This window comes from Microbacterium sp. KSW4-4 (assembly GCF_023091185.1).
Taxonomy (GTDB): domain Bacteria; phylum Actinomycetota; class Actinomycetes; order Actinomycetales; family Microbacteriaceae; genus Microbacterium; species Microbacterium paraoxydans.
In genome coordinates this window covers 239,431-265,401 of sequence record NZ_JAHWXJ010000002.1, presented here as the reverse complement: position 1 = coordinate 265,401, position 25,971 = coordinate 239,431, and the positions used below count along the sequence as shown (strand labels likewise).

The 25,971-nt window shown below is 71.3% G+C and carries 23 protein-coding genes; 11 read left to right on the top strand and 12 right to left on the bottom strand.

The window, feature by feature from the left end; translation table 11 throughout:
- The gene (locus tag KZC57_RS10885) at positions 1 to 843 is read left to right on the top strand and encodes an SDR family NAD(P)-dependent oxidoreductase (protein ID WP_247641734.1); all 843 of its coding nucleotides are present in this window, start codon (positions 1 to 3) and stop codon (positions 841 to 843) included.
- A 20-nt stretch (positions 844 to 863) separates the two neighbouring features.
- Positions 864 to 1,775 (top strand): phosphotransferase family protein, encoded by a 912-nt coding sequence (locus KZC57_RS10880; protein ID WP_247641733.1) that lies wholly within the window; start codon positions 864 to 866, stop codon positions 1,773 to 1,775.
- A 27-nt stretch (positions 1,776 to 1,802) separates the two neighbouring features.
- Here the strand turns inward: KZC57_RS10880 and KZC57_RS10875 are convergent, their stop codons facing one another.
- Entirely contained in the window at positions 1,803 to 2,390 is a 588-nt protein-coding gene (locus KZC57_RS10875) for a helix-turn-helix domain-containing protein (protein ID WP_231919557.1), read from the bottom strand.
- Between the two features lie 77 nt (positions 2,391 to 2,467).
- On the opposite strand from KZC57_RS10875, the gene KZC57_RS10870 reads away from it, so the two are divergent.
- From KZC57_RS10870 to KZC57_RS10860, 3 genes are read left to right on the top strand one after another with little or no spacing between them, the layout of a single operon-like run.
- The gene (locus KZC57_RS10870) at positions 2,468 to 3,382 is read left to right on the top strand and encodes an NAD(P)/FAD-dependent oxidoreductase (protein ID WP_247641732.1); all 915 of its coding nucleotides are present in this window, start codon (positions 2,468 to 2,470) and stop codon (positions 3,380 to 3,382) included.
- 25 nt (positions 3,383 to 3,407) lie between these two features.
- The gene (locus KZC57_RS10865; protein ID WP_247641731.1) at positions 3,408 to 3,674 is read left to right on the top strand and encodes a hypothetical protein; all 267 of its coding nucleotides are present in this window, start codon (positions 3,408 to 3,410) and stop codon (positions 3,672 to 3,674) included.
- Positions 3,675 to 3,706: 32 nt separating this feature from the next.
- Entirely contained in the window at positions 3,707 to 5,182 is a 1,476-nt protein-coding gene (locus KZC57_RS10860) for an APC family permease (protein WP_247641730.1), read from the top strand.
- Positions 5,183 to 5,237: 55 nt separating this feature from the next.
- On the opposite strand, the gene KZC57_RS10855 is transcribed toward KZC57_RS10860, so the two are convergent.
- From KZC57_RS10855 to KZC57_RS10820, 8 genes are all read right to left on the bottom strand, one after another.
- Positions 5,238 to 7,391 (bottom strand): peptidase C14, encoded by a 2,154-nt coding sequence (locus KZC57_RS10855; RefSeq protein ID WP_247641729.1) that lies wholly within the window; start codon positions 7,389 to 7,391, stop codon positions 5,238 to 5,240.
- Positions 7,392 to 7,495: 104 nt separating this feature from the next.
- Positions 7,496 to 8,422, bottom strand: coding sequence for a GNAT family N-acetyltransferase (locus KZC57_RS10850; RefSeq protein WP_083370978.1), 927 nt, complete (start codon positions 8,420 to 8,422; stop codon positions 7,496 to 7,498).
- Positions 8,419 to 9,432 carry a hydroxyacid dehydrogenase gene (locus KZC57_RS10845; protein WP_247641728.1) on the bottom strand — a complete coding sequence of 338 codons (1,014 nt, stop codon included), beginning with the start codon at positions 9,430 to 9,432 and terminating at the stop codon, positions 8,419 to 8,421. The genes KZC57_RS10850 and KZC57_RS10845 overlap by 4 nt, the downstream gene beginning before the upstream one ends.
- Positions 9,429 to 10,514, bottom strand: a complete 1,086-nt coding sequence (locus tag KZC57_RS10840) for a dihydrodipicolinate synthase family protein (RefSeq protein WP_247641727.1) — start codon at positions 10,512 to 10,514, stop codon at positions 9,429 to 9,431. Before KZC57_RS10840 ends, KZC57_RS10845 begins: the two co-directional genes overlap by 4 nt.
- Complete coding sequence (locus KZC57_RS10835) at positions 10,514 to 11,548, bottom strand: NAD(P)-dependent oxidoreductase (RefSeq protein WP_247641726.1); 1,035 nt, start codon at positions 11,546 to 11,548, stop codon at positions 10,514 to 10,516. The genes KZC57_RS10840 and KZC57_RS10835 overlap by 1 nt, the downstream gene beginning before the upstream one ends.
- A 21-nt stretch (positions 11,549 to 11,569) precedes the next feature.
- The gene (locus KZC57_RS10830; protein WP_060923532.1) at positions 11,570 to 12,475 is read right to left on the bottom strand and encodes a carbohydrate ABC transporter permease; all 906 of its coding nucleotides are present in this window, start codon (positions 12,473 to 12,475) and stop codon (positions 11,570 to 11,572) included.
- Complete coding sequence (locus tag KZC57_RS10825; RefSeq protein ID WP_247641725.1) at positions 12,472 to 13,377, bottom strand: carbohydrate ABC transporter permease; 906 nt, start codon at positions 13,375 to 13,377, stop codon at positions 12,472 to 12,474. Before KZC57_RS10825 ends, KZC57_RS10830 begins: the two co-directional genes overlap by 4 nt.
- Before the next feature lie 67 nt (positions 13,378 to 13,444).
- Positions 13,445 to 14,686: an ABC transporter substrate-binding protein gene (locus KZC57_RS10820; protein WP_247641724.1), complete on the bottom strand. Its 1,242-nt coding sequence runs from the start codon at positions 14,684 to 14,686 to the stop codon at positions 13,445 to 13,447.
- Between the two features lie 186 nt (positions 14,687 to 14,872).
- Between KZC57_RS10820 and KZC57_RS10815 the strand changes: the two genes are divergently transcribed.
- From KZC57_RS10815 to corA, 5 genes are all read left to right on the top strand, one after another.
- Positions 14,873 to 16,042: an ROK family protein gene (locus KZC57_RS10815; protein ID WP_247641723.1), complete on the top strand. Its 1,170-nt coding sequence runs from the start codon at positions 14,873 to 14,875 to the stop codon at positions 16,040 to 16,042.
- Positions 16,039 to 17,058 (top strand): Gfo/Idh/MocA family protein, encoded by a 1,020-nt coding sequence (locus KZC57_RS10810; RefSeq protein WP_247641722.1) that lies wholly within the window; start codon positions 16,039 to 16,041, stop codon positions 17,056 to 17,058. The genes KZC57_RS10815 and KZC57_RS10810 overlap by 4 nt, the downstream gene beginning before the upstream one ends.
- Positions 17,055 to 18,077, top strand: a complete 1,023-nt coding sequence (locus tag KZC57_RS10805; protein WP_247641721.1) for a Gfo/Idh/MocA family protein — start codon at positions 17,055 to 17,057, stop codon at positions 18,075 to 18,077. Before KZC57_RS10810 ends, KZC57_RS10805 begins: the two co-directional genes overlap by 4 nt.
- Positions 18,078 to 18,348: 271 nt before the next feature.
- Positions 18,349 to 19,143 (top strand): SDR family NAD(P)-dependent oxidoreductase, encoded by a 795-nt coding sequence (locus KZC57_RS10800; protein WP_247641720.1) that lies wholly within the window; start codon positions 18,349 to 18,351, stop codon positions 19,141 to 19,143.
- 292 nt (positions 19,144 to 19,435) lie between these two features.
- Positions 19,436 to 20,437: a magnesium/cobalt transporter CorA gene (gene corA, locus KZC57_RS10795; protein WP_025104158.1), complete on the top strand. Its 1,002-nt coding sequence runs from the start codon at positions 19,436 to 19,438 to the stop codon at positions 20,435 to 20,437.
- A 69-nt stretch (positions 20,438 to 20,506) separates the two neighbouring features.
- Here the strand turns inward: corA and KZC57_RS10790 are convergent, their stop codons facing one another.
- The gene (locus KZC57_RS10790) at positions 20,507 to 22,687 is read right to left on the bottom strand and encodes a S8 family serine peptidase (protein ID WP_247641719.1); all 2,181 of its coding nucleotides are present in this window, start codon (positions 22,685 to 22,687) and stop codon (positions 20,507 to 20,509) included.
- Between the two features lie 152 nt (positions 22,688 to 22,839).
- On the opposite strand from KZC57_RS10790, the gene KZC57_RS10785 reads away from it, so the two are divergent.
- A complete protein-coding gene (locus KZC57_RS10785) occupies positions 22,840 to 23,367 on the top strand; it encodes a hypothetical protein (protein ID WP_060922753.1) in 528 nt (175 codons plus the stop codon).
- An 88-nt stretch (positions 23,368 to 23,455) separates the two neighbouring features.
- On the opposite strand, the gene KZC57_RS10780 is transcribed toward KZC57_RS10785, so the two are convergent.
- Positions 23,456 to 25,198 (bottom strand): DUF11 domain-containing protein, encoded by a 1,743-nt coding sequence (locus KZC57_RS10780; protein WP_060922754.1) that lies wholly within the window; start codon positions 25,196 to 25,198, stop codon positions 23,456 to 23,458.
- A gap of 34 nt (positions 25,199 to 25,232) precedes the next feature.
- Complete coding sequence (locus KZC57_RS10775; protein ID WP_105949030.1) at positions 25,233 to 25,904, bottom strand: hypothetical protein; 672 nt, start codon at positions 25,902 to 25,904, stop codon at positions 25,233 to 25,235.
- Between the last annotated feature and the right edge of the window lie 67 nt (positions 25,905 to 25,971).

Below are 25,971 nucleotides of genomic sequence, written 5' to 3'. Positions count from 1 at the left end.
GTGGCCGCACGCACCATCGTGCTGACCGGAGCCTCGGACGGGATCGGCGCCGCCGCCGCCCGCCAGCTCGCCGGGTCCCCGCACCGGCTGCTCCTCGTGGGCCGCTCGCCCGACAAGATGCGGGCCGTGGCGGAGGAGACCGGCGCGGAGTGGTTCACCGCCGACTTCGCGCGCCTCGACGACGTGCGCGCGCTCGCCGCGCAGCTCGCGGACGCCGTGGGTGCAGAGGGCATCGACGTGCTGGCCAACAACGCCGGCGGCATCTTCGGCGACCGCACCCCCACGGTCGACGGGCACGAGAAGACCATGCAGGTGAACCACCTCGCCCCGTTCCTGCTGACGAACCTCCTGCTCCCGCAGCTGCTCGCCGCCCGCGGCGCGGTCGTGAACACCTCCAGCGTCGCCCATCGCCTCTTCGGGCATCTCGACGTCGACGATCTCGACAACACCCGCCGGTACTCCCCGAACAAGGCCTACGGCGACGCCAAGCTCGCCAACGTCCTGATGGCGAAGAGCCTCCACGAGAAGTGCCATGCGCAGGGACTCAGCGCGGTCGCCTTCCACCCCGGCACCGTGGCGACGAACTTCGCCGCCGAGTCGTCGAGCATCATGCGCCTCGTCTACCGCACCCCGCTGCGCCGCCTCGTCCTCATCGGCAGCGACCGCGGCGGCGCGACGCTGCGCTGGTTCCTCGAAGGCACGCCGGGCGAGACCTGGATCTCCGGCGGCTACTACGACGAGCGCGTCCTCAGCACCCGCGTGAACCCGCAGGTGCACGACCCCGCTCTCGCCGAGGCCCTCTGGCGGCGCAGCGCCGGGCTCGTCGGCGTGGCCGGGTACTGAGCGCCGTCTACGCTGGGGCGATGGCGCGCCTCGACTGGACCCAGCTCCCTCCCGCTCTCCGGGCCCGGGTCGAGGAGTTCGCGGGTTCCCCGGTGGTACGGGCGCAGTCGCAGGACGGCGGCTTCTCCGCGGGACTGGCCTCACGGCTGACCTTCGCCGACGGACGGCGGCTGTTCGTCAAGGCGGTGCAGGAGTCCGCGGAAGGCACGTTCGCGCTCTACGTACGGGAGGCCGAGGTGCTCGGCGCGCTCCCCCGCTCCCTCCCCGCCGCGCACCTCGTCGACGCCTTCACCGCGGACGGGTGGGCGGTGCTTCTCATCGAAGACGTCGAGGGTCGTCATCCGGAACGCTCGGCCACCGCGCCCGACACCGCGCACGTCCTGGATGCGATCGCCGCCCTGGCCACCGCCGAGGCGCCGCGCACGCTTCCCCGCCTCGCCGACGAGCTGCACGACGACTCCGGATCCTGGCGGCGGCTCGAGGAGGCCGGGCTCCTGGAGACGACCACTCCGTGGTGCGCGCAGAACGTCGACCTCCTCCGCACGGCGGCGGAACGCGTGCGCACCGCGGTCGCGGGGGATCGGCTCCTGCACGGCGACCTCAGGGCCGACAACATCCTCATCGACGCCTCCGGGCGGGCGCGCCTGCTCGACTGGCCGTGGGCGGCCCGAGGTGCGGGGTGGGAGGACGCCCTCCTCTACCTGCTCGACCTCCGCGTCGAGGACGCCGCAGCCGAGGTCGGCCCCCTGCTCGATCACCCGGCCTTCGCCGGGTCCACCACGGAGGACCACATCGCCCTCCTGTCCGCCGCGGGCGGCGCCTGGTTCGAGAAGTGCCGTCTTCCCGCGCCGGACGGGATGACGACGCTCCGCGATTTCCAGCGCCGGGAAGCGGTCATCGCCACCGACTGGATCGCCGAGCTCGTCCGCTGATCGCCCCCGAGACGGGGGCGTCCGCCGTCACCCCTCGGGCTGCGCGCCCGACTCGCCCGCGTGGACGCGTTCGCCCTGTCGGCCGAACAGGCTGAGCACCTCGGCGGGCTCCCCGTCCGCGCTCCCGAACCAGTGCGGCACGTGCGTGTCGAACTCGGCGACCTCTCCGGCCGCCATGCGCAGATCGCGCGTGCCGAGGATCAACCGCATGGTGCCGCTGAGCACATAGAGCCATTCGCGCCCCTCGTGCGCCCGGGGACGCGGAGTCACCTGGCTCCCCGGGATGAGGATCTTCCAGGCCTGGACCGGGCCGGCGTGCGGGGTCAGCGGCACGACGATCCGGCCGTGCACGCGGCGCGGCTTCAATCGCACGCGCGGATCGCCGACGTCGGGCGCCCCGACGAGGTCGTCCAACGGCACCCGGTGGGCGCGGGCGAGCGGGAGGAGAAGCTCGAGGCTCGGTCGGCGTTGCCCGGTCTCCAACCGCGAGAGCGTGCTCGTGGAGATCCCCGTGGCGTCGGCCAGGTCGGTCAGCGTCATCCCCCGCTGCTTCCGGAGCCACCGCAACCGCGGGCCCACGCCGTCGAGCGTCGCGTCGATCTCGTCCCCCTGCACGTCCTCAGTCTGGCCGCATTTCCCAGGAGCAGCAAAGAAGTTTGCCGCCCCGGCACCTCCGGGGCGACTCTCGTGGCATGAAGAGATTCGATGTGCTCATCGTCGGCGGCGGTGCCGCCGGCCTCAGCGCCGCCCTGGTCCTGCTCCGCGCTCGACGCACGGTCGCGATCGTCGATGCGGGGGAGCCCCGCAACGCCCCCGCGGCGCATCTGCACGGCTTCCTCTCCCGGGACGGCGCCGCGCCCGCTGCGCTGCTCGCGAGCGGACGCGACGAGGTCGCGGGCTACGGAGGCACGATCATCGACGGACGCGTCGCCGAGCTGTCCCCGGGCTTCACGGCCACCCTCGACGACGGGCGACGGCTGGAGGCCCGGCGGGTGCTGGTCACCACGGGCCTGCGCGACGAGATCCCCGACATCCCGCATCTGCGGGAGCGCTGGGGGCGAGACGTACTGCACTGCCCGTACTGCCACGGCTACGAGGTGCGGGATCGCGCTCTCGGGGTGATCGGCGGCACGGCTGCGTCGGTCGCCCACGCGCTCCTCATCGCCCAGTGGTCCGCCGACGTCGTCTATTTCCCCCACACCCGGCCACTCACGGACGACGAGCAGGAACGTCTCGACGCGCGCGGCGTCCGGGTGCATCCGGGGGAGGTCTCCCGCCTCATCGTCGAGGCCGACCGCCTCCAGAGCGTGGAGCTGGGCGACGGCACCCGCGTCGAGCGCGCCGCGGTGTTCGTCCGCCCCGAGATGCGCGCTCACGACACCCTCCTCCGCGCTCTCGGCTGCGAGACCGACGAGAACGGGTGGGTCCGGCACGATGCCGGCGGACGCACGAGCGTGCCAGGGGTCTCCGTCGCCGGGAACGTCGCCGACCCGCGCGCGCAGCTCATCACCGCGGCCGGACAGGGCTCCGCCGCCGCGATCGCCCTCAACGCCGACCTCACCGACGACGACCTCGCCGCCCAGCTCGCCGCCCACCGCTACGCCTGACCCCCGAAAGAGAAGGAACACAGCAATGTCCGCAGCACCCGCCCCGACGGCGACCCCCGTTCCTCCGCCCACGCAGCACCAGCTCGCGCTGATGATCTGGATCGCCGTCTTCCCGACCCTCACGGTCTTGAACCTCGTCCTCGCCGCCCCGCTCTCCGGACTCCCGATCGTCGTGCGCACGCTGGTGCTCGTCACCGTCGCCGTCCCCCTCGTGATCTACCTGGAGATGCCGCTGCTGCACCGCGTCCGCCGCCGGATCCACGGTCTTGTGACGGCGCGTCGGCGAAGGTAACGTTCTACCGTTCCTGACGAGAGAAGGCGACGATGCCCCGGACAGATCGACCCCGTTCCACGACGTCCGTGTGGCGCCGCAAGCCCGTCAGCGACATGACGGAGGAGTCGGGCGGAAGCGGTCTGTTCCGGACGCTCGGGCTCTGGCAGCTCACCGCGATCGGCGTGGGCGGCATCGTCGGCGTCGGGATCTTCTCGCTCGCCGGGCTCGTCGCCCACGGCGATGCGACGACTCCCGCCGTGGGCCCCGCCGTCGTCCTCTCCTTCCTCATCGCCGGGCTTGCGTCGGCAGCGGCCGCGCTGTCGTACGCGGAGTTCGCCGGCATGATCCCGCGGGCCGGTTCCGCCTACAGCTACGGCTACGTCGCGCTCGGCGAGCTCGTCGGCTGGTTCATCGGCTGGGACCTGCTCCTGGAGTACGTCGCCATCGTGGCCGTCGTCGCGATCGGCATCTCCGGCTATCTGGACGCGTTCCTCTCCGGATTCGGGCTGGAGCTGCCGACCGCGATCACGGAGACCGCCGACCAGCCGGGCGGCATGGTCAACATCCCGGCCATCCTCATCTGCCTGTTCGTGACGTTCCTGCTCAGCCGCGGCACCCGCACGTTCGGCCGCTTCGAACTCGTCGCCGTGGCCATCAAGATCCTCCTCGTGGTGTTCATCGTCGTCCTCGGCGTCTTCTTCATCGACCCCGCCAACTACGACCCCTTCCTGCCGAACGGCTTCGGCCCCGTCTTCACCGGTGCCGCGACGGTGTTCTTCGCGGTGTTCGGCTACGACGCGATGAGCACGGCCGCCGAGGAGGCGAAGGACGGGCGTCGGCACATGCCGAAGGCGATCATCCTGTCCCTCGTGATCGCGATGGTGCTCTACGTCGCCGCGACGCTCGTGCTCACGGGCATGCAGAACTACCAGGACATCGATCCGAAGGCGGGCTTCGCCTCGGCGTTCACGGGCGTCGGGCTCCCGGTCGTCGCCTCCGTCATCTCGGTGTTCGCCGTCGTGTCGATCCTCACCGTGATGCTCACGTTCCTGCTCGGCGCCACGCGCGTGTGGTTCAGCATGAGCCGCGACGGACTGCTCCCCGGCTGGTTCGCGCGGGTCGACCGCCGCGGCGTCCCGCAGCGGGTCACCTGGATCGCGGGGCTGGGCGCGGCGTTCTTCGCGGGGGTGTTCCCCATCCGCGCCGTCGCCGACCTCACGAACATCGGCATCCTCGCCGCCTTCGTCGTCGTCTGCATCGCCGTGATCGTGTTCCGCTACACCAAGCCGGAGGCGCCACGGACGTTCCGGCTGCCGTTCATGCCCGTGGTCCCGATCGTCGGCGTGGGCTTCTCGCTCTTCCTCATCTCGCAGCTCCACCCCGAGACGTGGCTCCGGTTCGGGGTCTGGCTCGTGATCGGACTCGTCGTGTACTTCGCCTACAGCCGCCGGCACTCGCTCCTGAACCCGGACAGCCCCCGGCACCGCCCGGGCACGACTTCGGAGACCCCCGGCGACACGCCGTAGGCGGGGCCGGGGAGGCGGCGGGTCGCGCCGCAGCTCCGAAGTCGTGCCCGGCGGATCAGCCGACGACGAGGTTGGCGGTGTCGACGACGCGGTCGCCCTCGGCGGGGAACGCCGTACGGGTGACGCCGGCCTCCACGTTGCCGGTGTGCAGCAGCGTCGACCCGGTGCCGAAGGCGCCGTCGCGGAGCTCCAGGGCGCCGCCCTCGAAGCGGTTGCCGACCGCGCGGTAGTGGGTCGCGCCGCTCGTCACGGCGACGTGCGTGGTCGCCCCCTCGGCCCGGAAGGTGCTGTCGCCGAGCGTCAGGTGCAGCTCGCCCGCGCCCGACCGCGACACCGTCGTCCCGCCCTTCGCCGACACCTCGGAGCCCGCGATCTCGACGACCTGACGGTCCTTCGAGGCCGCCGCGATGCGGGCGTTGCGGAGCGTCGAGCCTTCGATGCGCAGCTTGCCCGTCGCGGAGGCGATGGGGGCGGCGTCGTCCGCCGCGGTGAGGGTCGAGCCACGGAAGGTGACCGCACCCGGCCCGTTGATCTTCATGCCGCCCACGCGGTCGAGCACCGTGTCGACGAAGGTCACCGGCGTCTTCACCGTCGCGTTGGTGAGCTCGCCCGGAGCGACGAACGTGAAGTGCGAGTCGGCGATCACGGTCGGGCGGGCGGAGTTGTCGGACGCCTGGGTGATGATGAGCGTGTCCGACGCGGTGCAGCCCCGCAGCTGCGCGCCGTCCGCGTTGATCCACAGCATTCCTGAACCGGACAGCGAGGGCTTGCCGATCACCTGCACGTCCTCCAGCGTCAGGTCGGTGATACGCACCCGCGCGACGAACCATGAGCACACGTGCTTGCGGACGGTGATGCGCTTGGCGGCCGAGCCCCACGCGGCGCCCGAGTTGGCGAACGTCATGAGGCCGGAGTTGCCCGTGTAGGTGAGGTCGTGCTCGTACTGGCCGTGGGTGACGAACGGGCCCTGGTCGTCGCCGTCGCCGTGGCAGTTCTCCACGAGGCAGTAGGCGCTCGCGGTGAAGTCGTTGAGGTGCCGGGCGTTCGCGGTGTGGCAGTTGGCGACGTAGCCGTACAGGCAGTAGATCTGCTGCGTCAGGTAGCCCGCGCCGCCCCAGGTGACGGAGGTCGGGTTCTTCAGCGTGCAGCTCTCCGTGGTGAAGTACGTGTTCCACCGGCGCTGGATCAGCGGCCAGAAGGTCGCCGTGCCGTCGATGTGGTCCACGTCGCAGCGCACCGCGTACTCGAAGGCCAGCGGGTGCGACCCCGTGTACTCGTCCGTCCCCTTGCCGAGGAACTTCAGGTTCGACACCGTCACGTCCTGCACCGGCTTCACGTGCCGCCAGGTCATCGTGCGGTCCTTGCCGAGCGGCCAGCCGTTCTTGTAGTTCACGCGGATGTGCCGACCGTCGACGATCTGGGTCACCTGCACCAGCCGCTGCAGCTCGCGCTCCCAGCGGCCCGACAGCGCGTTGACCTCGGCGGCGTACCACTCTCCGACCGCGAAGAACGACGAGTCGGCGACGGGGAAGATGTCGGCGAGGTCGGGCACGTCCTCGCCGAGCTTCGCCTCCTGCACCGCGTCGGTCACCTCGCCGCGGAAGAACATGACGGCCGCGAAGGGGTCGTCCTTCCCGGCGTTCTCGATACCCTCGGTCGTCATCAGGTGGTTCCCGAAGTCGAAGGCGATGTTCGACCGGGAGAACTTGTGGCGGCGGACGAAGTTGAGGTCGGTGTGCGCCTCCACGCGTCGCACCCGGGCGTCGCCCACCATCGCATCGAGCGCGTCGTCCGCGGGCGCGGAGGCGTCCATGATGCCGAACTTCCGGAAGTCGACCGTGCCGTCGTGCACGAGCACCCAGGCTCCGCCCTTCGGCCCCGCGAGCACCGTGCCGCCGTTCGCCGTGGGGGCGTCCTTCTTCACGAAGCGGTAGAGCCCGTCGCCGCCGTCGCCGGGGGTCGCGTAGCCGCTCGTGCGCACGAGGTCGCCCTCCTTGCCTTTGCGCGTCGCGAGGGCGGTGGCGACGCCTCCGTGCGCGACGTTCTTCGAGCCCGACGACTCCTGCGGCACGGCGGGTCCCGCGGCCTGGGCCGCGGCGGGCGCGCCGATCGCGGCGACCCCGCCCAGGGCGGCGGCGCCGAAACCGGCGAGCAGCATCCGTCGACTGCGCATCGCCGCGGTCTCGGTGGTGGTGTCCAGCTGGGTCATGCTCATCCTCCTTGCGGCGTCCTCGCCGCGGTCAGGCGTCCGGCCCTCGGCCGGATCGCGGTCACCGATCAGTCCCCGATCCCCAGCGCTCTCCGAGCGGATGCTCAGAAGTAGTCGCCCGCCGTGAAGTGGCGGATGCCGTCCACCCGGGCCTGGCGGCGAAGCGGGCGGATCATCCCGGTGCGGTCGTCCTGCCGCACGGCCGCGGGAGCGAACGCCCGGACGGCGGCCTCCTCCGCGGCGAGCGCGGGGACGGCCAGCTCGCAGGTGCGGACGCCCGCCGCGGCCCAGTCCGCGGCCACGGCCTCCAGCAGGGTGTGCCGCACCGCGGCCGGATCGGCCACGGTGGGATCGGTCGCGCTCTCGTGCAGCAGCCCGATGCCGTCGCGCACCTCCGCCACCGCGTAGCCGACCGTCGCCTCCGCCTCGGCGAGCCGATACAGCGTGGTGCCACGCAGCCGCACCTCCGCCATCGTCCAGTCGCGGTCGCCGCGCACCGGAGCGAGCACGACCACACCGGTGCGGGAGCGCTCGTAGACCTCGCGCAGCGGGCCGAGGACACCGAGTCCTACGCACTCGCGCGCGACCGAGGCGGACTCCGGGGCCGTCGCCGACGCCGCCCACGGCCCGGCGAAAGCACGGGGCATCGAGAAGGTCGTGAAGCCGCTCGACCGGTACACGTCGGGGGTTCCGGTGAACAGCAGGGCCCAGTCGGCGTCACCCGCCGCGTCCAGGGTGGCGGCCACGAGCCGGCGGGCCAGGCCCCGACCGCGAGCCCGCTCGGCGACCGCCACACTGCCGATCGCGTGCACCCGCGCCACACCGCCGTCCGATTCCCGCAGGCGCTTCGGCAGTCCGAAGATCGACCCGCACACGCCCTCGTCGTCTTCCGCGACGAGCGTGTGGCTCAGCCGCTCGTCGTCCACGAGCCACTGGTCCGGCGCGAGGGGCGGTGTGAAGGCGGCCGCCCACAGTGCCGCGAGGGCGGGCTGGTCCTCCGCCCGCGCCGACCGCACGACTACGGCGCTCATGCCATCGAGGAGAGCTGGGCGCGGTCGACGGCGTGTGCGAGCGGCCGCCCCGCAGCGAAGGCGTCGAGCTCGTCGGCGACGATCCGCCCCTGCCGCAGTCGGCCCTCCCTGGTCCCGGCCGCGCGGTGCGGAGTGAGCAGCACGCGCGGTGCCGAGCGGAAGGGACTCTCCGCGGGGAGGGGCTCCTCGTCGAACACGTCGATCGCGGCGCTCAACCGGCCGCGCCGGAGCTCGGCGAGCAGGGCGGCCTCGTCGACGAGCCAGGAGCGCGCCGTGTTCACCAGGCCCGCGCCGTCCGGCATCAGGGCGAGTTCGCGTGCACCGATCAGGTGATGCGTCTCGGGCAGGGTCGGGGCGTGCACCGCGACGATCTGCGCGCGACGGAGCGCCTCGTCGAGCGTCACGAGCTCCGCCCCGAGGGACGACGCCTCGGCCGCGTCCAGCGTGGGGTCGACGAGCAGCGGCTGTGCGCCGAGCGCCCGGAGGAGCTCGAGGTACGCCCGCCCGGTCCGGGAGGCGCCGATGACCGCGATGGGCGCGCCGAGGATCTCGTGCTGCACCCCGACGGCCTCCGCGTCCCACCAGCCGCTCCCGGCGCGCAGGGCGTCGTGCATCTCGGGCACCCGGTGCAGCAGCGCGAGCGTGAAGGTCAGCGACACCTCCGCCACCGACCGGGCCATACCCGCCCCGGCCTGCGTCACCCGCACGCCGCGGTCGAACAGCTCGTCGGTCGCGAAGGGCTTGATCGTGGCCCCGGTGTGCGCGACGAGCTCCAGCTTCGGGAGCGTGGCGAGCACGGCGTGATCGAAGGGACCCACGCCCCAGCTCGTCACCACGACGCGTGCCCCGTCGAGCACCGCATCCGTGAGCCGGTCCACCCGCACGAACGTCCCGCCGAGCCGCGCCGCGACGGCCTCCAAGCGCGCCGCGTCCTCGGGCGAGAAGAACTCCGCGAACAGCTCGGCGGAGACGACCGCGACCACGCTCGGAGCGCCCGTGCCGGCGGTCATCGCAGCCAGGCCTCGAGGTTCTCGGCGATGAACGCGTCGTCGTTGAGCTCCGGATACGCATGCCGGACGCGGGCGATCTCCTCCGCCTGTCCCGGCGAGAGGCCCTCGGCCGGGTCGAGGCACCAGATGCCTTCGAGAAGCCCCTGCTGGCGGAGCATCTCGTGCACCCCGGCGATGACCCCGTGGAAGTCGTTGCCCGGGTCGAACACGGCCTGGTTCACGTCCACCATGTCCGAGGCACGGCGTCCCACCTCGCGGTAGGCCTCCGCGTCTCCCGCCAGGGCGCGGTGCACCCGCTCCAGCAGCGCGACCGCTGCGTGCGTGCCGACCGCCCACTGGCCGAGCAGCCCGCCGACGAACCGGAGGGTGCGGCGCCCGGACGGGGAGTCCACGTGGAACTCGGAGAGCAGGTCGGCGACGATCGCGTCGTCGTTGCCCGTGTACAGCGCGATCTCGTCCGCGCGTCCCGAGGCGGCCACGCCTCGCACGAGCTCGAGAGTGCGGTAGCGGTCGAAGGGCGCCGCCTTCACCGCGACGACGGACGGGATGGCGGCGAACTCCCGCCAGAACTCGCGGCCGAGCACCGGTCCGCCGATCGCGGTCTGCAGGTAGAAGCCGACCAGCGGCAGCACCTCGCCGACGGCGCGGGCGCGGTCGAGCAGGGCACGCTCGTCCGCACCCGCGACGCGGGGACTCACCAGCACGGCGTCGTAGCCGAGGGAGCGGGCGAGCTCCGCCTCGGCGACCGCCTGGGCCGTGTCGCCGGCCACGCCGGCGATGCGCACGAGGGTCGCGTCGCCGCGGGCGTCCATCTCCTCCGCGGCCAGCGCGAGCACCGGCTCGAAGAGCGCGTGCTCCGGGTCGCGGATCTCGAACTGCGTCGTGTGCACGCCGATGGCGAGGCCGCCGGCCCCGGCGTCGAGGTAGTAGCGGGAGAGCGCCCGCTGCCGGCGCTCGTCGAGCGTGCGCGCGGCGGTGAGGGCGAGCGGATGGGCCGGGATCACGGCGCCGCGGGCGAGGGTCGCGGCGGCCTCAGGGCGCAGCGACGGCACGGTCGCGGTCCGCGCAGCGGCGTCGGTCATCAGAACTTCCCGTCCCGTACGGCCCACTTGGTGGGCTTGGCGATCATCGGCAGTCCGTCGCGGATCCAGCCGGCCTGCATGCGGATGAGCTCCTCGGCGGAGACGGACGGGTAGCCGAACAGGGCCATGCAGCGGCGCGCATCGCTGAGCAGCGCGGTCGACTGCGGCTCGTCCACGATCTCGACCTCCCGCTCGAACAGTTCGCCGAAGCGGTGGGCGATCGAGGAGACGCTGAGCAGCTCCGGGCCGGTGAGGTTGATCACGAAGGGGTCGGTGGAGGCATGCACCAGGCTGCGCAGCACGACCTCGTTCGCGTAGCCCTGCCAGATCACGTTGACGTTGGCGGTGGCGACCGAGACCGGCTCGCCCGCGTGCACGGCGCTGCCGATGTCGGCGAGCACCCCGTAGCGGAGGTCGACGGCGTAGTTCAGACGGATGATCGCGACCTTGGTGCCGCGCTCCTGCGCCCCGAACTCGAAGACGCGCTCCCGTCCGAGGCAGGACTGCGCGTACTCGCCGATCGGCGCGGGCGTGGTCTCCTCGGCGGCACCGCCCGAGGCGGCAGGGACGAACGGGTACACGTTCCCGGTGGAGAGCACCGAGATCGCGCTGTCGCGGTACCGGCGGGCGATGCGGTCGGGAAGGGCCGCGTTGACCTCCCACGCCCAGGAGGCGTTGGTCGCGGCACCGAACTTCGCGCCCACCATGAACACCACGTTCGGGGCGTCGGGGAGACCGGCGAGGTCGTCGTTCTCGATGAGGTCGAACGGCACGACGCGGACCCCCGCGGCCTCCAGGCGCTCGCGGATGGCGGCGTCGCCGAAGCGGGAGACCGCGTACACCGCGTCGTCGGTGCGGCCGGCGGCGTCCAGGCCGCGCCGGGCGAGCATCGCCAGGGTTGGTCCCATCTTGCCGCCGGCGCCGAGGATCACGAGGTCTCCGGAGCCCTGGGCGAGGTCGGCCACGAGCCCGTCGCTCGGGGTGGCCAGCGCCTCCTCGAGCTCGGCCTCGGAGGCGAATGCGTACTGCGTCATTGTCGTGCGGTTCCCTTCTTCTCAGCCCTTGATCCCGGTGCCGGTGACGCCCTCCTGCACGTACCGCTGAGCGATGAGGTACGCGAGGAAGATCGGCAGCAGCGCCACGACGGAGCCGGCGAGCATGGTGCTGAGCGGCACATCCTGCTGCTGCAGCGACGAGATGCCCACGGTGAGGGTGAACATCGAGTTGGACTTGGCGATGATGAGCGGCCAGAGGAAGTCGTTCCAGTGCCAGAGGAAGACGAAGATCCCGAGCGTCGCGAGGATCGGCTTGCACAGCGGCAGCACGATCCGCAGGAAGATGCGGAACTCGCCGGCGCCGTCGATGCGGGCCGCCTCGAACAGCTCGTCGGGAAGGCCCTGGATGAACTGGCGCATGAGGAAGACCGCCTGCGCGTTCGCGAGCGTCGGCAGGATGAGGCCCCAGTAGGTGTCGATGCCGCCGAGGTTCGCCATGAGGATGAACGTCGGGATCAGCGTCACGTGGAACGGCACCATGACCATCGCCAGGAACGACCAGAACATGACCTCCTTGCCGCGGAAGCGCTTCTTGGCGAAGGCGTATCCGGCGAGCGCGGAGAGGAACAGCACCGCCACGACCGACACGAGCGAGTAGACGAGCGTGTTGAACAGCCAGACGAGGATGTTCTGCCCGGCGAGCACCTGCTCGTACGCCTCGAACGAGATGTCGTTCCAGGGGAGCAGCGAGCCGGGGAGCTCGACGAGCATGCCCGGCTTCAGGCTCAGCACGACCATGGCGTAGAAGGGGAAGAAGCTGAGGATGCCGGCGAGGCTCAGCCAGATCCAGCGGACGGCGATGCCCCAGCCGGTCGGCTCGAGCGCGCGGAACGAACGGCGCTTCCGCGCGGCGGGACGCGTCGCGGGCGGCGTCGTCTGCGTCGGCGGCTGCAGGAGGGCGGTCATTTCTGCTTTCCGATCACGAGGCGCTGGATGAGGGCGACCAAGAGGGTCATGAGGAACAGGGCCACGCCCACCGCGGCCGCGTAGCCGTAGTCGAAGTAGCGGAAGCCCTGGTCGTAGAGCATGTAGACGAGCGAGTAGCTCGCGTTCGCCGGCCCGCCCTGGGTCATCACGTAGATGACGTCGAAGACCTGGAAGGCGGCCGTCGTCTCGATCACCGCGAGGAAGAAGAACGTCGGGCGCAGGTGCGGGAGGATGATCCACCGGAAGCGCTGCCAGGCGTTCGCGCCGTCGACCAGCGCCGCCTCCTCCAGCTCGCGCGGCACGTCCTGCAGGGCGGCGATGAGGATCATCATCCCGTAGCCGAACCGGGACCAGACGCCCACGACGACGATCGCGGGGATCACGAGCACGGTGCTGCCGAGCCAGGAGCCGCCGAGACCGAGCGGGGCCATCAGCGCGGACCACGGGCCGTTGGCGGAGAAGATCCAGACGAAGATCGAGCCGGCCAGCACGAGCGAGGTGATGACGGGGAGGAAGAAGATCGAGCGGAAGAACCGGGCGCCGCGGAAGGCGCGGCGCACGCCGAGGGCCATGATCGTCGACAGCACGAGCGCGATCGGCACCGCGAAGACCGTGTAGATGAGGGTGGTCCCCAGCGCCCGCCAGAACAGCGGGTCGGCGACGAGGCGCTGGAAGTGGTCGAGGCCGCGCCAGGCGATCTCGCCGGAGATGTCGTAGTCGAAGAAGCTCAGCGCCACACCCGCGATGCTCGGGCCGAAGCGGAAGGCGATGAACAGCAGGAAGGCGGGGAGCACGAACAGGAACGCGACGCGCGCTTCCCGTCGGGCGAGCACCCGGGCGACCCGTCCTGCGGGCTTCGGCGCCGTGGTGGCCGTCGTCATTGTCGATTCCTCACGTGGGGGGCGGGAGAGAGGGGGCGTGCGGCGGGTACCCGCACGCCCCCGGGTGTCACTTCTGCAGCAGCGGGGCTGCGGCGGCCGCGGCGTCCTTCAGGGCGTCGGCCGGGGACTTCTGGCCCAGCAGGGCGGCCTGGATCTCCGGCGAGAGCACGCCCATGAGCGCACGGGAGCTGGCGTCGAGCTCGCCCACCGTGGTGTCGGGGACGTACTTCTCGACCTCGCCGAGGAGCGGGTCGTCGGCGTACAGCGGCTCGGTGGTGCTGAGCGCGGAGAAGTAGCCGGCGGCCTTGAGGTACGGCTCGACGACGTCGGCGCCGGTCGCGAACTCGGCGAAGGCCGCTGCGGCCTCGGGGGCCTTCGAGCCCTTGAGCACGGACAGCGAGCCGACGGTGCCGTAGGCCACGGACTCCTTGTCGGTCAGCGGCGCGAGGACCTTGACGTTCTCCTCGCCCCAGAACGGCGCGACCTCGGTCACGGCGTTGTTCCAGGTGCAGGCGACCTTGCCCTGGGCGATGGCGGTCTGCTCCAGCGGGACGTTGGTGGTGAGGGCCTCCGGGTCGAGCGCCCCCTCCTCGGCCAGGTCGGTCAGGAAGGTGAGGGCCTCTTCACCGGCCTCGCTGTCGAAGCCGACCTCGCCGTCCTCGGTGTAGACCTCGCCGCCGGCCTGCCACAGCAGCGGGTAGTAGGTGAGGTTGAGGGTGTTCTCGGCCGACGCCGGGTAGTTGAGGGCGTACATGCCCTTGTCGACGAAGGCCGGGGCCATCTCGGCGATGTCGTCCCACGTCTCCGGGTACTCGGTCACCCCGGCGGCCTCGAACGCGGCCGCGTTGCAGATGAGCGGCTGCGCGCTGGTGAGGATCGGGGCGCCGAGGATGTCGCCGCCGAGCGTGACCGACTCCTTGACGTTGGGGAGCAGGTCGCCCTGGCGCTCCTCGCTGAGCAGGTCGTTCAGCGGGGCGATCGACTTCTGGTACGCCGCGAGCTGGTCGGGGATGAGGTAGACGACGTCCGGTCCCTTGCCGGCGGCGATCGCCGTCTGCAGGGCCTCGTCACGGTTCGCCCACGGGAAGATCTCGTACTTCACGTTGACGTTCTCGTTCTCCTTCTCGAACGCCTCGATGGTCGAGTCCCAGAAGTCCTTGTGCACCGCCTCGTCGGCGATGACGGGGTAGAGCCAGACCGTGATGTCCTGCTCGCCCTCTGCGGTGTTGCCTCCGCCGGCCGAACATCCGGCCAACAGGGTGGCGGCCGCGACTCCCGCGACGACGCCGGTGATCTTGCTGACGCGCATGGTGCTCCTTTGCGTAAACCGTGCTGAGTACGGTTCATTATGACATTGGCTTTGGATAATTCGTCAAGCACAAGTTCTCAGAGCCTTGTTTCGGCCGTGTTTCTCGGCCGTGAACAACAATCCCCGATCTGAGAATCGGGTGTGCTAATTTGATCGCACCAACGGCGGAGACGAAGGAGGGACCCGATGGGCGCGACCAGTCCGCTCTCGATCGTGGCGCGGTCCGCACTCCGGCTGCGCGACGCCGGACCGGCGACGGTCAGCGACCTCTCCCGGTCGCTCGACGTCTCCCGCACCTCCGTCGAGAACGCCGTGGCGGTGCTCTCCGACTCCGGCCTCCTCGTCGACGCCCCGGCGCAGGTCGGCGGAGGCGCCGGTCGGCCCGCCCGCCGCTACTCGTTCCATGCCGCCGCCGGTGTGGTGGTGGGCGTGGACATCGGCGTCGCGAGCGTCCGGGTCGTCGTCGCGGACCTCGCGGGGGTGGTCATCGCTCAACGCACCTTCCCCGGCGTCGCGGAGCAGCCAGACGGCCCGGCCAAGCTCGCCGCCGTGATCGACGACGTGCGACGCACACTCGCCCGGCTCTCGCTGCCGCGCACCGGTCTGCGGGCGATCGGCGTCTCCCTGCCCGGCATCGTCGACGACGACGGACGGGTCACCACCTCGGTCGTCATCCCGGAGTGGTCCGGCATCGACATCGGCTCGCAGCTGCGCCAGGCGTTCGGCTGCCCCGTGGCGGTCGACAACGGCGTGCGGCTCGCGGCCGTCGCGGAGCATCACCTCGGCGTCGCACAGCTCGTCGACGACGTCATCTATCTCTCGGTCGGCAACCGCATCGCCATGGGCCTCATCCTCGGTGGCCGCCCCCGGCGCGGCATCCACAACGCGGCGGGAGACATCGGCCGCCTCGCCTTCCGGGGCCTGAACACCGAGACCGGGCAGATCTCGTGGCGCACCGCCCCGACCGCCGCCGAGGTGTTCGCCCTGGCGCGCAGCGGGGAGCAGGCCGCCCGGCAGGAGCTCGACGGCTTCATCGACGAACTCGCCCACGGGATCGCGACGCTGATCATGACGGTCGACCCCGCCATGGTGGTGATCGGCGGTGGACTCTCGGCCGCGCACGAGCAGCTGCTCGACCCTCTGCGCGCCGCCCTGCCCGGCCACCTGGGGCTGCCGTTCCAGGTGCCCGTCGCGGAGGCACGGCTGGGAGCGGAAGCAGCCGCCCACGGCGCCGTCGTGCACGCGTTCCAGCGGCATCCGGGCGACATCTACGGCATCGAGGACATGCCCGCCCCACCGATCACCCCCCTGCCGCACGACCCCGCGGCCGGCGACGACCCCGAGGAGAAGCAGTGAGCACGTTGAAGGTCGGACTCATCGGCGCGGGCGGGATCTCCCGCGTGCACGCCGACGCCTGGCGGGCGCTCGGCGTGCAGGGCTTCGTCACCTCGAAGGAGGGCGCGGAGGAGATCGCCGCGGAATACGGGTTCGAGGTCGTGGCGGACGTCGACGCGCTCCTGGAGCTGGTCGACGTCGTCGACATCGTCACGCCGAGCAGCACCCACGCCGATTTCGCCCTTCGGGCCATCGCCCGGGGGATCGACGTGATCTGCGAGAAGCCGCTCGCCGCGACCGCGGAGGCCGCCGCCGAGGTGACCGCCGCCGCAGCCGCCGCGGGAGTGCGGCTGTTCCCCGCGCACGTCGTGCGCTACATGGGGGAGTACGCCCGCATCAAGGCCGGCATCGACGCCGGGCAGATCGGCACTCCTGCCGTGCAGCGCTTCCGTCGCCTCGGCGCCGCACCCCAGGCCCCCTGGTTCTTCTCGGAGCGGGCGGGCGGCGGCGTCATCCGCGACCTCATGATCCACGACATCGATCAGGCGCTGTGGTTCGCCGGGCCGGTCGACAGCGTCTACGCGGTGCAGAACCCGCCGACGGTCGACGACCGCGTTCCGGCCCCGGTCACGGCGCATGTCGTGCTCACCCACCGCAACGGGGTCATCAGCCACGTGCACGCGAGCTGGGTGCAGCCCGGCATGCCGTTCCGCACCAGCGTCGAGGTCGCCGGTTCCGAGGGGCGCCTGCGCTACGACAGCGCCGAGGACCACACGCTGCGCACCGACGCCGTGCTCGTCGAGGGCGCGACCGACTACCTCCCCCCGATGTCACCCGAGGAGAGCCCGTACTACGCGGAGATCGCCGACTTCGTGGCCGCCATCGCGGAGGGACGCGACGCCGCCGTGGCCCCGGAGGACGGCATCCAGGCGGTCGCGGTCGCCGAGGCCGCCTACGCCTCGATCGCCTCCGGAGCCCCGGTCACCCTCCCCGCTTCGTCCCCCGCCGTCGCCGTCGCCGAGGAGGCCACCCGATGACCGCTCCCCGCCCGCTGCGGATCGCCGTGCTGTCCTTCGCGCACACGCACGCCCTCAGCTACGTGCACGCGCTGCAGCAGCTGCCCGGTGTCGAGCTGATCGCCGCCGACCCCGACGGCGTCTCCGCCCCGGACGACGCTCCGCGCGGTGCCGCCCTGGCCGCGGAGCTCGGGGTCGCGTACGTCGAGACCTACGACGAGGCCTTCGCCTGGGGCCCGGACGCGGTCGTGGTGGCCGCCGAGAACTCCCGTCACCGCGCCCTCGTCGAGCAGGCCGCCGCGGCCGGCGTGCACGTGCTGTGCGAGAAGCCGCTGGCGACGACGGTCGAGGACGCGATCGCGATGCGCGACGCCTGCGACCGGGCGGGCGTGCTGCTCATGGTGGCGTACCCGGTGCGCTTCTCCCCCGCGGTGCGCGACGCCGTCGCCGAGCTGCGCAGCGGACGCCTCGGGAATATCCTCGGCGTCACCGGCATCAACAACGGCAAGCTCCCGCAGGACCGGGCCTGGTTCACCGATCCCGCGCTCGCCGGCGGCGGTGCCCTGGTCGACCACGTCGTGCACTGCGCCGACCTCCTCGACGATCTCCTGGGTGAGCGGGCGCAGACCGTCCGCGCGGTGTCGAACAGCATCCTGCACGGGGAGCGGGACCTCGCGGTCGAGACCGGGGGCCTCGTGACGATCCAGTACCCGAGCGGGGTGATCGCCACGATCGACTGCTCGTGGAGCTGGCCGCTGAGCTCGCCGACCTGGGGCGGCCTCACCCTCGAGGTCGTGGCCGAGCGCGGGACCGTGACCGTGAGCCCCTTCGCGAAGGGCGTGGCCGGACACGATGCCCACGGCGAGACCTGGACCCCGGTCGGGGCCGACCTCGACGCCCTGCTGCTCGAGGAGTTCGTGCAGGCCGTGCGCGCGGGCCGTCAGCCCCAGCCCGACGCCGGTGTCGGCATCCGCACCGTCGAGATCGTGAAGGCCGCGCAGGAGTCCGCTTCCCGCGCCGGCACCCCCATCCCCCTCTAGCCCCCGCCCGCACCCGCCCGCCCCGCCCACCTCGCGGGATCAAAAACGCTCCCACTCCCGTCCCCCCAGGCGCGTTTCCCGTCCCGCACGTGCCGCGTCCCGCCGTGCGGGATCAAAACCGCGCCTTCCACTCCCGTCCCCGGCCCGTTTCCCGTCCCGCACGGAGACGGCATGTCCCACTCCCGCCCCGCACGGAGGCGGAGAGCGGGCGGGCATGAAACCGGCGCGGCGGGCGTTGCACCGGAGGCCGCAGCGACACGGAGGAGACATCATGCGCATCGACCTCGCCGGGAAGACGGCCCTCGTCACGGGTTCGACCCAGGGCATCGGACTCGCCATCGCCACGACTCTGGCCGATGCGGGAGCTCGGGTCGCCGTCAACGGCCGGAACCCCGAGACCGTGTCGTCGGTCATCGCCGCGCTGCAGGAGGAGAACCCGGACCGGAACCTCGTCGCCGCGCCGGGCGACGTCACCACGGAAGACGGCGCCGCCCGCGTGCTCGCCGCCACCGGAGACGTCGACATCCTCGTCAACAACCTCGGCATCTTCGGGGCCACCCCCGCGCTCGACATCTCCGACGACAAGTGGCGCCGGTACTTCGACGTGAACGTGCTCGCCGCCGTCCGGCTCATCCGCGCGACCCTGCCCGGCATGAAGGAGCGCGGCTGGGGTCGGGTGCTCGACATCGCCAGCGACTCCGCGGTCGTGATCCCGGCGGAGATGATCCACTACGGGATGTCGAAGACCGCGCTGCTCGCCGTCTCCCGGGGGTTCGCGAAGGAGGCAGCCGGCACGGGTGTGACGGTGAACTCGGTGCTCGCGGGACCGACCCACACCGGCGGCGTGGAGGACTTCGTCTACTCGCTCGTGGATCCGCAGCTGCCGTGGGAGGAGGCCCAGCGCGAGTTCATGCGCGTGCACCGTCCCCAGTCCCTGCTGCAGCGGCTCATCGAACCGGAGGAGATCGCGAACATGGTCGCGTACCTCGCGTCCCCGCTCGCCTCGGCGACAACGGGCGCGGCCGTCCGGGTCGACGGCGGCTACATCGACGCGATCGTCCCCTGACCCCTTCGAATCGCGCACTTGGCGGCATCTGCGGCCGGAATGGGGCCATTCGGGCGATTCGAAACGGAGGAGTAAGCTGGCCCCGGAGAAGCACGGAAAGGCGGTGATGGCGATGTCCGACGATAGTAACGACGCCGCCCTCGCTGCGTCGCGCTTCCCGGCACCCACGCGTTGAGCTCCTGCTCCGCGTCCGTGCCTCTCGCCTCGCAGTCATCGGCGGCGTCTCCCGCCCCCTGACGAATCCGCACGCGAGACAAGCGTCTGCGTGCGCCCGCGAGAACGGAGCCGCATCATGGCGCTCATCGACAACGGCGTGTACGTCCACGGACGTCGCGTGGAGACCCCGAAGAACCTGGACGAGACCTACCGGATGCTGGACGCCGCCGGCGGGATCGCGTGGATCGGCCTGTACCGGCCGAGTCCGGAAGAGGTCGCGTCCGTCGCCCGCGAGTTCGATCTGCATCCGCTCGCCGTCGAGGATGCGCTCTCGGGGCATCAGCGCTCCAAGGTGGAGCGCTACGGCGACACGCTCTTCGCCGTGCTGCGCCCCGCCCGATACCGCGACAAGGAGGAGTCGATCGAGTTCGGTGAGCTGCACCTGTTCATCGGCCCCGACTTCGTGGTGACGATCCGCCACGCGGAGTCGCCGAACCTCGCCGCGGTCCGCCGCCGGATGGAGGCCAACCCGGAGCTGCTCGCGATGGGACCGGAGGCGGTCTTCTACGCGATCCTCGACGAGGTCGTGGACGAGTACGAGCCCGTCGTGGCGGGCCTGGAGAACGACATCGACGAGATCGAGGACCAGCTCTTCGGCGACAGCGACGACGACGCCCTCTCCCGCCGCATCTACGAACTCTCCCGCGAGGTCATCAACTTCCAGCGCGCGGTGCACCCGCTGAGCGGCATGCTGGAGTGGCTGCGCCGCGGATCGGAGAAGTACCGGATCGACGAGGAGCTGCAGCGCTCCCTCCGCGACGTGCTCGACCACACGATCCGCGTGAACGAGCGGGTCGACTCGTTCCGTGCGATCCTGGAGAACGCCCTGACGGTGCAGTCGGCGCTGGTCGCCCGGCGGCACTCGGAGGCGGGGCTCGCCCAGAACGACGAGATCAAGAAGATCTCCTCGTGGGCGGCCATCATCTTCGCGCCCACGCTCGTCGGCACGGTCTACGGCATGAACTTCGACGTGATGCCCGAGCTGCACTGGGCGTTCGGGTATCCGATGGCGATCGGGGCGATGGCCGCGTTCGCGGTCGGGCTCTACGGGGTGTTCAAGTACAAGAGGTGGCTCTGACACGCAGGCCGTCACGCCGGTTCAGGCCCTCGCTTCCGGAAAGCGCCTGAACCGGCGTGACCGCCTGTCTCATCGAACAGCGATCACGGGGAATGCCGGCTCGTCGCCGGAGGTCGCGGGGATCTGCAGCTGGGCCTTCTCCGCGGATTCCAGCGTGAGGGTCCATCGCAGCCCGCGGGCCGTCCGCTCGACCTCGCCCACCGTCGGCACCGGGACCTCGACGTCCTCGAAAGCCGTCAGATCGATGTCGACGACCGCCCGTCCGCCCGCCGCCCCGGCGTTGGCGAGGTCGAGGAGGATGAGCGTGTCGTGCGTGGCCCCGGGCTGCGGGGAGAGCTCGACCGAGTAGCCGATCGCCGACTTCGTGTGCACCGAGAACCGCACGGGCGCCGTGAGGGCCGAGGTGTCGCCGCCGACGATCGTCCTGGCCACGACCTCATACGTCCCCTGCGTCAGCGGTGCGTCCACGGTCCAGGTGCCGTCGTCGCGCACGGTCACGAACCGCAGGAACGGCGTCAGTTCTCCGTCGCGCACGTCCACGCGGACCCGGGAGCCCGGGACGCCGGTACCCGAGATGGTCGTCGTGGTCGCGGTGATCGTGGCCCCGGCCTTCGGGGTGAGGATGGTCGGCGTGGCCGGGGAGGTGCGAATGACGATGGGAGCCCTGGCCTCGCCGGCGATCAGGGTGCTCGGCCCGGCCGGAGCATCCGCGGGGACGGGGAACACGGTCGCGAACCGTCCCTGCGCATCGGTCTGCACCGGCATGGTGGCGGTGCCCACGCGGAGCTCCACGGTGCTCCGCGGCGCATGCCCGCTGCCGGTCACCCGGAAGGGCTGCCCGGTGAGCGCCACGCGGGAGTAGACCCCGACAGCGGGGACGGAGGTACCGATGTCGGCATCCATGAGTCCGGCGCCCACCCGATCCGGTCCCTCGTCGGCGACGCCGTCGGCCGTGGCCCTGATGCGACGCGTGACCTCGTCGGGAGTGAGCGTCGGGTCGGCGGCGAGCATGCGAGCGGCGAGCCCCGCGACGTGCGGCGAGGCCATGGACGTACCGGGGAACAGGGCGTAGATCGAGCCGTCGTCCTGGCGGGTCACCGCGGACCAGACGACTCCCGGGGCGGTGACGGTCACCTTGCCTGCGCCGTAGTTGGAGAATCCGGCCATGACGACGGCGCCGCTGGTCTCGTCCTGATCGGCGGCGGCGACGGAGATCACGTCCGGCAGTCCGGCAGGGGCCTTCAGGCAGGAGGAGTCGACGGCACGCGGCTCCGGGGCCCCGTCGTCCGGGCTGAGGACGTCGGTGGTCATGGTGGCGAGGTCCTGGCTCTCGTTCCCCACGGCGGCGACGTTGACGACGCCCTGGTCGTGCGCATAGGCGTACGTGCGGCGGAGGGCTTCCAGCGCGGCGGACTGCGTGTCCTCGCCGGCGCACCACACGTACCAGGCGTCGACGTAGTAGCTGTGGTTCACGACGGGGATGTCGTGTCGGACCGCCCACATCGTCGCGCAGATGCTGGCTTCGGGGTAGATGTGCCCGGTCTGGTTGTCGACCTTGATGGCGGCGACTCGCGCATCCGGGGCGATGCCGCGGACGCCGGAGCCGTTCGCGGCACCGGCGATGCTCCCTGCCACATGGGTCCCGTGGGCACCGACGAACCCCGCGCGCGGCTGCCACGCGGCAGGCCGGGTGTCCGGGACGCCGTTGACCCCGCACCCGACGGAGAGCGCCGGGTCGATGCGGTCGGCGAGGTCGGGATGCCCGGCGTCGATGCCGTTGTCCGCGACCCCCACGACCACGCCTGCGCCGCCCGGGGTCGTCGCGCCGACGGCGACGGTGTCCCACGCGGTGCCCTCGGCGGGCATGGCCTCCGGCTCCTCGGTGACCCCGGCTGCCGATACCGCCGGCTCGGGAAGGCGATCCGGCGTGGTCGACGTGCGGGTGGGGCCGACGGACTGCACCCACGGCTGAGCGCGGAGCTGCGCCGCGAACTCCCCCTCGGGCGCCCGGACGACGGTGACCCCGATCTCCGGGTACGAGATCAGCAGCGTCCCTCCCGCGTCGGCGATGGCCGCGCGCAGCGTCTCGTCGCTCGCCGCACCGGGGGCGGTGTTCACGACCCAGTTCAGGGCGGGGGCGTCGGGGGCGACCTCCGCCGCCGCCGGAAGCGCGGATGACGGGATCGCCAGGGCGAGAACGGCGCCGACGGCGAGCGCGACGCCGATGCAACGGGAGAGGGGACGGGTCACAGCAGCCTGCCTTTCGAATGCGGCCGGGGGCCGTCGAGTCGGGATGGTCCGGTGAACAAGAGGCGGAGGGGGCGGATCGATTACGCGCGTCCGAGATTCCGGTCGCGGAAGAACCAGGGCCCACGGCGGGCGAGATGCGCGAGACTGGAAGCATGGCGCTCGATCTCCTCCTGTCCCGCATCGTCGAGAGCGGTCTGCTCGAAGACCCCGTGTCCGAGAACGGTCTCGTCTACGGCCGGGCGAGCCTGGATGCCGCCGGCACCGTCGTGAACGTGAACGTCGACCCCGAGCTGGAGGGCGACGAGACCGCGGAGGACCTGGATCCGGACGAGCTCGTCGCGGCCATCGCGCGCGTGCTCTCGATGAGCGAGAAGCGCTGGCGGGCGATCGTCGAGGAGGTCGCGCTCGACATCGAGGACGCGGTGCAGGACGAGCCCGTCGTCGAACAGATCGACCTGCGGGACGACCTCGAGGCCACGTCGGTGGTCGTGTTCGCGGACGCCGTGCTGCTGGCGTTCGTCGCCCCCAAGCAGTTCCCGGAGTCGCGCATCCTGGTGCAGCTCGATGAGGAGCTCGAGGTCGACGGCATCGAGGTGCGCGAGCCCGACGGCACCGAGGTCATCGACGTCGACACGCTCGACGAGCTGATGGACCTCATCAGTCGCGCCGACCGCGACTGACTCACTCACACGCGGAAACAGGCGAACGCGCGAGCACAGGCCACCCCCAGAAGAGGGGCCTGCACCCGCGCGTCCGCCTGAGTGCCGGCTAGCGCGCGCTGCCGTAGTAGGTGACGTTCGGGAAGGCGAAGCCGTCGCCGTTCCCGTTCCAGACACCGGTGAAGGTGATCACGACCGTCTCACCGGAGGCGAGGGGTCCCTTCCAGTCGATGCTGTCGCCGCTCACGGTGACGGTGCCGCGGTTGGCCGTCACGCTCGACGGGTTCCAGCTGGAATCGTCGAGGATGCCGGCCAGCGTGTACGCGATCTCCGCGTTCGCCGAGTCGACATTGCCGTTGTTGCCGAACTCCATCCGATACGTCACGGCCTGACCCGGCGTCGGGTCGGTCGGGTTCGAGTTGAACGTGTACTGGAAGAACTCGCGCTTGACGGTGTCGGTGTCGGTCGCGCAGACGTTCGCCGCGTTCCCGGCGACCGCGCAGGCCTGGTTGGTCAGCGCCCCGGGAGGAGCCGACTGGTTGACCTTCGCGTTCACCTTCAGCGTGACCGACTGCCCGGGCGCCAGCGTGCCGAGGTTGGCGGTCACGTTGCGCCCGGAGGCGCTCACCGTCACTCCCGACGGGCCGCTGCCCGAGACGAAGTCGAGACCGGCCGGGAGCGGGTCGCTGACCACGACGTTCGTGGCTGCGCCGTCTCCGGTGTTCCGCACGACGATGTCGTACGTGAGGTCCTGGCCGAGCTTCACATCACCCTGGCCGTCGTCCTTGCTGATGGTCAGCACCGGCGTCGTCTTCTTGGTGATGGTGGTGTCGTCCCAGTCGCACGCCTGGTTCGTGGAGGTCGCCACGGCGCACGCGTTGTTGCGCAGGTTCCCGATCGGCGTCGCATCGCCGACGGTGGCCTTCACGGTGATCGTCGAGGACGCCCCGGGAGCGAGCGACGGGATGGTCCCCTGGACGCGCTGCCCGCTGACCGAGACCGTCCCGGTCGTGCCGGCGGTGTACGCGGCGGTGATCCCGGTGAGCCCGGCCGGCAGGTCATCGCTGACGACGACGTTGCTCGCCGCACCGGTGCCGGTGTTGCGCACCACGATGTCGTACGAGAGCTGGTCGCCGATCACGGCCGTGTCGCGGTGGTCGTTCTTGTCCACCGTCAGCGCGGGCGCCGTGGGCTTGTCCACGTCGATGTCGATGCTGTGCAGGTCGCTCGGCACCTTCGTCCACGTCGGCACGAGCCCGAGGAACGCGCCCTTCGAGCGCATGCTGAGCTGGAACTCGACCTTCGAGACCGTGCCGTTGACCTGGACCGTGCCGGTCTTGGCGGCGAAGGAGGTCGAGGTGATCGTGTTCGACGTCACATCGAGGTTCCCGCTCACGGTGCTCAGGCTCACGCCGGAGGTCTTCAGCGTGTACTTCGCCGACGACTGCACCACGCCGCCGATGGAGTAGACGTCGCCGCCGAGGTTCGCGAGGGTGATCTTCGGGTTCGTGACCTGCTGGCCGAAGTCGATCACGACGTTTCCGCGGACGCACTCGATGCCGTTCTTGCAGGGGAATCCCTCGTTGAGACCGATGACGTTGAGGCCGAGCTCTCCGCCGTCGCGGACCGTGGCGAGGTTGACGACGTCGCCCGAGCCCTTGATCTGCACCTTGTCGGTGGTCGTGATGCGGGCCGTCGCGCCGGCGGCCGACGCGGTACGGGTGTCTCCCGATCCGCTCCAGCCGTTGACGTCGGCCGCCGAGGCGGCGGGGGCACCCGCGAGGGCGCCCGCCGCCAGAGCGGTGAGCACCCCCACGGTCAGCGCACCCCGAAGAAAGGATGTCTTCTTCACAGGTCTCTCGTCCTCCGTCTCTGTCCGGCGCCCGTCACCGGTTCGCCGAGGGACGACGGCGCAGCGCGAACGCGCCCGCGGCTCCGACGGCGATCACACCGGCTCCGGCCAGCCCGACGGCCGGATCGGCCACCGGTACCGGGGGACGCTCGGCGAAGGTGTGGCCGTAGTTGTAGGTGAAGCGGTGGTCGTCGGTGAAGACGCCGCCGGTGTAGAGCACCTTGGCGCTGTTGGTGATCTGCGGACCCCAGTAGTCGGCGTCGACGGTGAACGTCGCCATCGGGGTCACGATGCTGGTGCCTCCGTCGTGCGTGACGTTGAAGGTCCAGACAACGTTGCCTCCGACGAGCTGACCGCCGCTGGTCGCCGATGCGAAGGTCGTGTGCGCCGGCACGGGCAGGATCACCTTGTAGACGCCGTCGATCTGCTCGTCGTTGACGAGCTGCACGATGGCGCCCTCCTTGATCTCCGATCCCGGCGTCACGCCCGTCGCAGCCGTCTGGGTGGCTCGACCCAGGTAGCCGCGGGTCGAGGCCTGGCCGTCGACGTCTTCCGTGCTGCGGACGGAGGAGACCCCGCCGCTCGACGTGGTGCTCGGGGAGTCCGGCTCGTCGGCGGCCATGGCCCCCTGTGCGCCGAGGAGCGAGCCCCCGACGATCAGCAGGCCGACACCGGCGCTGCACGCGGTCTTGAGGATGCTCTTCATGATGAAGCCTCTTTCTTGATGTGGACACGACGAGCAGAGTGCTTCGCCGCGAATGAGACGGAGGGGG

Coding starts and splice junctions, on each gene's coding strand:
- KZC57_RS10880 (WP_247641733.1), top strand. CDS start 864: ATGGCGCGCCTCGACTGGACCCAGCTCCCTCCCGCTCTCCGGGCCCGG.
- KZC57_RS10870 (WP_247641732.1), top strand. CDS start 2,468: ATGAAGAGATTCGATGTGCTCATCGTCGGCGGCGGTGCCGCCGGCCTC.
- KZC57_RS10865 (WP_247641731.1), top strand. CDS start 3,408: ATGTCCGCAGCACCCGCCCCGACGGCGACCCCCGTTCCTCCGCCCACG.
- KZC57_RS10860 (WP_247641730.1), top strand. CDS start 3,707: ATGCCCCGGACAGATCGACCCCGTTCCACGACGTCCGTGTGGCGCCGC.
- KZC57_RS10855 (WP_247641729.1), bottom strand. CDS start 7,391: ATGACCCAGCTGGACACCACCACCGAGACCGCGGCGATGCGCAGTCGA.
- KZC57_RS10850 (WP_083370978.1), bottom strand. CDS start 8,422: ATGAGCGCCGTAGTCGTGCGGTCGGCGCGGGCGGAGGACCAGCCCGCC.
- KZC57_RS10845 (WP_247641728.1), bottom strand. CDS start 9,432: ATGACCGCCGGCACGGGCGCTCCGAGCGTGGTCGCGGTCGTCTCCGCC.
- KZC57_RS10840 (WP_247641727.1), bottom strand. CDS start 10,514: ATGACCGACGCCGCTGCGCGGACCGCGACCGTGCCGTCGCTGCGCCCT.
- KZC57_RS10835 (WP_247641726.1), bottom strand. CDS start 11,548: ATGACGCAGTACGCATTCGCCTCCGAGGCCGAGCTCGAGGAGGCGCTG.
- KZC57_RS10830 (WP_060923532.1), bottom strand. CDS start 12,475: ATGACCGCCCTCCTGCAGCCGCCGACGCAGACGACGCCGCCCGCGACG.
- KZC57_RS10825 (WP_247641725.1), bottom strand. CDS start 13,377: ATGACGACGGCCACCACGGCGCCGAAGCCCGCAGGACGGGTCGCCCGG.
- KZC57_RS10820 (WP_247641724.1), bottom strand. CDS start 14,686: ATGCGCGTCAGCAAGATCACCGGCGTCGTCGCGGGAGTCGCGGCCGCC.
- KZC57_RS10815 (WP_247641723.1), top strand. CDS start 14,873: ATGGGCGCGACCAGTCCGCTCTCGATCGTGGCGCGGTCCGCACTCCGG.
- KZC57_RS10805 (WP_247641721.1), top strand. CDS start 17,055: ATGACCGCTCCCCGCCCGCTGCGGATCGCCGTGCTGTCCTTCGCGCAC.
- KZC57_RS10800 (WP_247641720.1), top strand. CDS start 18,349: ATGCGCATCGACCTCGCCGGGAAGACGGCCCTCGTCACGGGTTCGACC.
- corA (WP_025104158.1), top strand. CDS start 19,436: ATGGCGCTCATCGACAACGGCGTGTACGTCCACGGACGTCGCGTGGAG.
- KZC57_RS10785 (WP_060922753.1), top strand. CDS start 22,840: ATGGCGCTCGATCTCCTCCTGTCCCGCATCGTCGAGAGCGGTCTGCTC.
- KZC57_RS10775 (WP_105949030.1), bottom strand. CDS start 25,904: ATGAAGAGCATCCTCAAGACCGCGTGCAGCGCCGGTGTCGGCCTGCTG.